At 65.9% G+C, this 5541-nt stretch carries 3 protein-coding genes and 1 pseudogene; all 4 read left to right on the top strand.

The window, feature by feature from the left end; genetic code table 11:
- Positions 1-176: pseudogene (locus tag CKO41_RS17680) on the top strand (ISKra4 family transposase); the annotation flags it as partial.
- A 57-nt stretch (positions 177-233) separates the two neighbouring features.
- Positions 234-1520, top strand: a complete 1287-nt coding sequence (locus CKO41_RS17675; protein WP_200254803.1) for an efflux RND transporter periplasmic adaptor subunit — start codon at positions 234-236, stop codon at positions 1518-1520.
- A 4-nt stretch (positions 1521-1524) separates the two neighbouring features.
- Entirely contained in the window at positions 1525-4863 is a 3339-nt protein-coding gene (locus tag CKO41_RS17670) for an efflux RND transporter permease subunit (protein ID WP_200383220.1), read from the top strand.
- A gap of 146 nt (positions 4864-5009) precedes the next feature.
- Positions 5010-5384 (top strand): copper-binding protein, encoded by a 375-nt coding sequence (locus CKO41_RS17665; protein WP_200383219.1) that lies wholly within the window; start codon positions 5010-5012, stop codon positions 5382-5384.
- Positions 5385-5541: the final 157 nt, after the last annotated feature.

The following is a 5541-nucleotide window of genomic DNA, read 5'->3' as shown; positions in this document are numbered from 1 at the left end:
TCACCGAGGCGGCCTGCAAGACCCTGGTCAAGCAACGGCTCTGCGCCTCCGGCATGCGCTGGAAGAACAAAGGCGCGAAGATCGTCCTCAGCCTGCGCGCCCTCACCCACACCGCCGGGCGGTGGACACAGTTCTGGCAGAAGATCGATCAGTTCGGGGCTCAATGCGCCGGCTGAGCACATTATGCGGAGGCCGCACCCTCTCGTCGTGCGCTTGAGCTAGGAGACGCGCTCATGCTCTATTCCCTCATCGCCTGGCCCAGGGTGGGCCTGGCCAGGGCCGCTGCCCTGGCGCTTGTGTGCGCGGCCCTCGCTGGTTGCGACGCGCCACCGTCCGATGGCGACTCGGCTTCCTTGGCGGGCACGCAGGCTCCCGCTCGGGAGACCGCGATCGAGCACGCCGCCAAGCACCTCGATCCCACCTACGTCTGCCCCATGCATCCAAATATCGTGCAGGACCACCCAGGGACCTGCCCGATCTGCGGCATGGACCTGGTCGAGAAGCGCGTCACCCCGAAGCCGGCGGCGCCGAAGGCCGACTCGCACCCCGAGGTCGCGCTCAGTGGCGCCATCGTTCAGAGCCTGGGCGTGCGCACGGCCAAGGTGGAGCGTGGCACGCTGCGTCGAGAGATTCGTGCGGTCGGTCGAGTTGCCTACGACGAGACCCGTCTCGCGCACATCCATCCGCGCGCGGCGGGCTGGATCGAGGGATTGAGCCTGCGGGCCGAGGGTGAGCCGGTGGAAAAGGGCGACAAGCTGGCCGACTTCTATGCCCCGGAGATCCTCTCCGCGCAGGTGGATTTCCTGATCGCCTTGGAGCGCGGCGGCCCTGGCTCGGCCAGGATCGCGCCCGACAAGGCGCGGAACATCCTGCGTTTGCTGGGGGTCCCGGAAACCGTCATTCGAGCGATCGAGAAGACCCGGCAGACGCGCAATACGATTCCGGTGGTGGCCCCAGCAGCGGGCATCGTCACCCAGATGATGGCCCGCGAAGGTATGTACGTAACCCAATCGACGGAGATGTTCACCATTGCCTCGCTCACCGAGGTTTGGGTCCTGGTCGACGTCTTCGAGAATCAGCTCGCCTGGGTGGCGCCCGGGATGCCGGCCGAGATGCAGGTGCCAGCGTATCCCGGCCGCATCTGGAGGGGGGATGTCGACTACCTCTACCCGGACCTGGATCCCAAGACCCGCACGTTGCGCGTGCGCCTGGTCTTCCCCAATCCGCGGCTCGATCTCAAGCCCAACATGTTTGCCGACGTCGTCATCGCCGGCGCCCCCAAGCAGGACGTGCTCAAGATCCCGCGCGACGCGCTGATCGTCACCGGCGAGCGCGAGAGCGTGGTCAAGGCGCTCGGCGATGGGCGCTTCCAGCCAGTCGACGTGGTGACCGGGATGGAGGCCGACGGGGAGATCGAGGTGCGCTCGGGGCTCACCGAGGGCGATGAGATCGTCGTCTCCGGCCAGTTCCTGATCGACTCCGAGTCGAGCCTCCAGGCCAGCTTCCGGCGGATGCGGTGAGCCCATGGACAAGGTCATCGACTGGTCGATCCGCAACCGCTTCCTCGTCCTGCTCGCCACACTCATCCTTACCGGCTGGGGGATCGCGTCGATCCGCCAGACGCCCCTGGACGCCATTCCGGATCTCTCGGACGTGCAAGTCATCATCCGCACCAGCTTTGCCGGCCAATCGCCGCGGGTGGTCGAGGACCAGGTCACCTATCCCATCACCACGACCATGCTGGCGGTGCCGGGGGCGCAGACGGTCAGGGGCTATTCCTTCTTCGGTGACTCCTACGTCTATGTCATCTTCGAGGACGGCACCGACCTCTATTGGGCGCGCTCACGGGTGCTGGAGTATCTCAGCCAGGCCGCCTCGCGCCTGCCGCTAGGGGTGAGCCCGCGGCTGGGACCGGACGCGACCGGCGTCGGCTGGGTCTTCAGCTACGCTCTGGTCGATCGCAGCGGTCGACACGATTTGGCCGAGCTGCGCAGCCTCCAGGACTGGTTCCTCAAGTTCGAGCTGCAGACCGTGCCCGGCGTCGCGGAGGTCGCCTCGGTCGGCGGCATGGTGCGTCAGTACCAAGTCGTGGCCGATCCGGAGAAGCTGCGCGCTTACGGCATCCCCCTCTCCAGGCTATCGAGCGCCATCCGCAACGCCAATCAGGAGGTCGGCGGCTCGGTCGTGGAGCTGGCCGAGGCGGAGTACATGATCCGCAGCCGTGGCTATCTGGAGTCGGTCGCCGATATCGAGACGATTCCGGTCGAGGTGACCCCCGAGGGCACGCCGATCCTGCTGCGCGACCTGGCACGGGTGCAGATCGGCCCCGAGATGCGCCGTGCGGTCGCGGACTTGGACGGCGAGGGTGAGGTTGCAGGCGGCATCGTGGTGATGCGCTACGGCGAGAACGCGCTCAGCACCATCGCGGCGGTCAAGGACAAGCTCGACCAGCTTGCCCAAGGACTGCCCGAGGGTGTCGAGATCGTCCCGACCTACGACCGCTCGGCGCTGATCCTGCGGGCTGTCGACAATCTCAAGGACAAGCTGCTGGAGGAATTCGTCGTCGTCGCCTTGGTGTGCCTGGTCTTTCTCTTCCACCTGCGCTCGGCTTTCGTCGCCATCGTCAGCCTGCCGCTGGGCGTCTTGGCATCCTTCATCGTCATGCAGCAGCAGGGCATCAATGCCAACATCATGTCGCTGGGCGGCATCGCCATCGCCATCGGGGCCATGGTGGACGCCGCCATCGTCATGATCGAAAACGCCCACAAGCACCTGGAGCGCTATCGCGATGCACACGGCGAGGCGCCGCGCGGGGAGGCGCACTGGCGGGTCATCGCCCGAGCGGCCGAAGAGGTTGGCCCGGCGCTCTTCTTCTCCCTGCTCATCATCACCCTGAGCTTCCTGCCGGTGTTCGCCCTGGAGGCGCAGGAGGGAAGGCTGTTCGCGCCGCTGGCCTATACCAAGACCTATGCGATGGCCGCGGCGGCGGGGCTGTCGGTCACGCTGGTGCCGGTGCTCATGGGCTATTTCATTCGCGGACGGATCCCGAGCGAGGAAAAGAATCCGCTGAGCCGGGGATTGATCTGGGTTTATCGTCCGCTCTTGCGCGGTGTCCTGGCGGCGCCACGGATGACGATCCTGGCCTCGCTGCTGATCGTGCTTAGCCTGCTGGTGCCGCTCTACGGGGTCGCTGGCCTACTCACGCCCTTGAAGTGGCCCTTTCAGACCGCCAGCCTTGCGACCGGCGGGGCGGTCGGCACCGGAGCCACGAAGCGCATCGGGCAGTGGCAGGAGGGGCTGACCGAGGGCTGGGAGCGGATGACGGAGGACTTGCCCGGTCTGCGTCGGCTCGGCGCCGGTCTGGGCTCGGAGTTCATGCCCGAGCTCGACGAGGGCGACCTCATGTACATGCCGACGACCCTGCCAGGGCTCTCCATCGGCAAGGCGCAGGCATTGTTGCAGCAGACCGACCGACTGATCGCGTCGCTACCCGAGGTGAAGCGGGTCTTCGGCAAGATTGGACGTGCCGATACCGCCACCGACCCGGCCCCGCTGACGATGATCGAGACGGTCATCGAGCTCGAGCCGCACGACCGATGGCGGCCCGGACTGACGCTCGAAGGGCTGATCGACGAGCTGGACGCGACCCTGGACTTGCCGGGCGTGACCAACGCCTGGGTGATGCCCATCAAGACCCGCATCGACATGCTCGCCACCGGCATCAAGACCCCGGTCGGGATCAAGGTGGCCGGGCCGGACCTGAAGGTGATCGAGCGCATCGGGCGCGACATCGAGCACGCACTACAAGACGTTCCGGGCACTGCCTCGGCCTTCTCCGAGCGGGTCGCCGGCGGGCGCTACATCGAGATCCGGCCGGAGCGGGTCGCTGCGGCGCGTGTGGGGCTCAATATCGCAGACATCAACCAGGTGGTCGCCGCCGCCGTCGGTGGCGTCAACGTGACCGAGACGGTCGAGGGGCTCGAACGCTACCCGGTCAATCTGCGCTTCCCGCGCGAGGAGCGCGACGACGTGCAGAAGCTGCGCGCGCTGCCGATCGTGACGCCGACCGGCGCCCAGATTCCGCTCGGACAGATCGCCGCGGTCGAGATCGTCGACGGCCCACCGATGCTCAAGAGCGAGAACGCGCGGCTCAACGGCTGGACCTTCGTCGACATCCGCGGCGTGGACGTCGGCAGCTATGTCGCCGCCGCCCAGGCGCGGGTGCGCGACCAGGTATCGCTCCCGCCCGGCTATTCGATCACCTGGTCGGGTCAGTACGAGTACATGCTGCGGGTCAAGGAACGTCTGTCCCAGGTCGTCCCCTTCACGCTGCTCATCATCTTCGTGCTGCTCTATCTGGTGTTCCGACGGCTCGGTCAGGTCTGGCTGGTGATGCTCTCGTTGCCCTTCGCCCTGGTCGGCGGCTTCTGGCTGATTGCGATCCTGGGCTATCACCTGTCGGTCGCGGTGGCCGTCGGCTTCATCGCCCTGGCGGGGGTGGCGGCCGAGTTCGGGGTAGTGATGTTGGTCTATCTGGACAACGCGCTCGAAGGCCGGCGTGAGCGCGGCGCGCTGCGCGATCTCGCCGATCTCAAGGCGGCCATCATGGAAGGGGCCGTGCTGCGGGTGCGGCCCAAGGCGATGACGGTCGCCGTGATCATCGCGGGTTTGTTGCCCATCATGATCGGCCAGGGCACAGGCTCCGAGGTGATGCGTCGGATCGCCGCGCCCATGATCGGCGGCATGGTGACAGCCCCCCTGCTCAGCCTCTTCGTGATCCCGGCCATCTATCTCGTATGGCGTCGACGTGAGCTGAAGCCGCTGCCAGGATTTGTGGCAACCTCGCCCCGCAGCGGAGCTTAATAGGATGGACAACGTGAAGCATGGCACTGCGCGAGCGACGGCCTGGCTGTTGAGCTTCGAAGTCGCGGCCGCATCTCAATCCGAGCGCCTCACTTTGGGGGCGATGCTCAAAAGATCTAACGACAACACAACCACCGAGGAAGCGAATGATGAAGCCAAGTTTATTGATGGCGGTCGTGAGCGCAGCTGCAATTTGCACGGCCCCCGGTCAGCTCATGGCCATGGACCATGGTGAGATGAGCGACCACAACGCTATGGGATCGGGGGCCATGGCGCAGACCGAGACGAGCGGCGCCACGCAAGGCAAGGGGGTCATCAATACGGTGGATGCAGCCGGACGGTCCGTCAATATCACCCACGAGCCGATCCCTGCGCTGAGCTGGCCGGCCATGACCATGGATCTTCCGGTCACCGAGCAAGTCGATTTGAGCGGCCTGAGCCCGGGTGAGGAAGTCGACTTCAAGATCGTGCTCGGCAGCGACAACGTGTACCGGATTACCGAGATGGGCGCGGCGGACTAAAGCAGTCCGAGCTGCTGCGACTTCCAAATGAGTGCCTGGACGGAAAGTCGTTTTCAATCGCAAGAACAATGCCTTATAATCGAATCGGGCACCGGAAGTCGAGCGGCCGGAAGCCGTCTGGGCCCACGGCGCCGCCGCTAACTGCCTGATTGTTCGT

The sequence above is a fragment of the Thiococcus pfennigii genome (assembly GCF_016583835.1).
In the GTDB taxonomy this organism is placed as follows: Bacteria; Pseudomonadota; Gammaproteobacteria; order Chromatiales; family Chromatiaceae; genus Thiococcus; species Thiococcus pfennigii.
The sequence above is the reverse complement of the archived record's forward strand: the minus strand, read 5'-3'. Positions and strand labels throughout refer to the sequence as shown.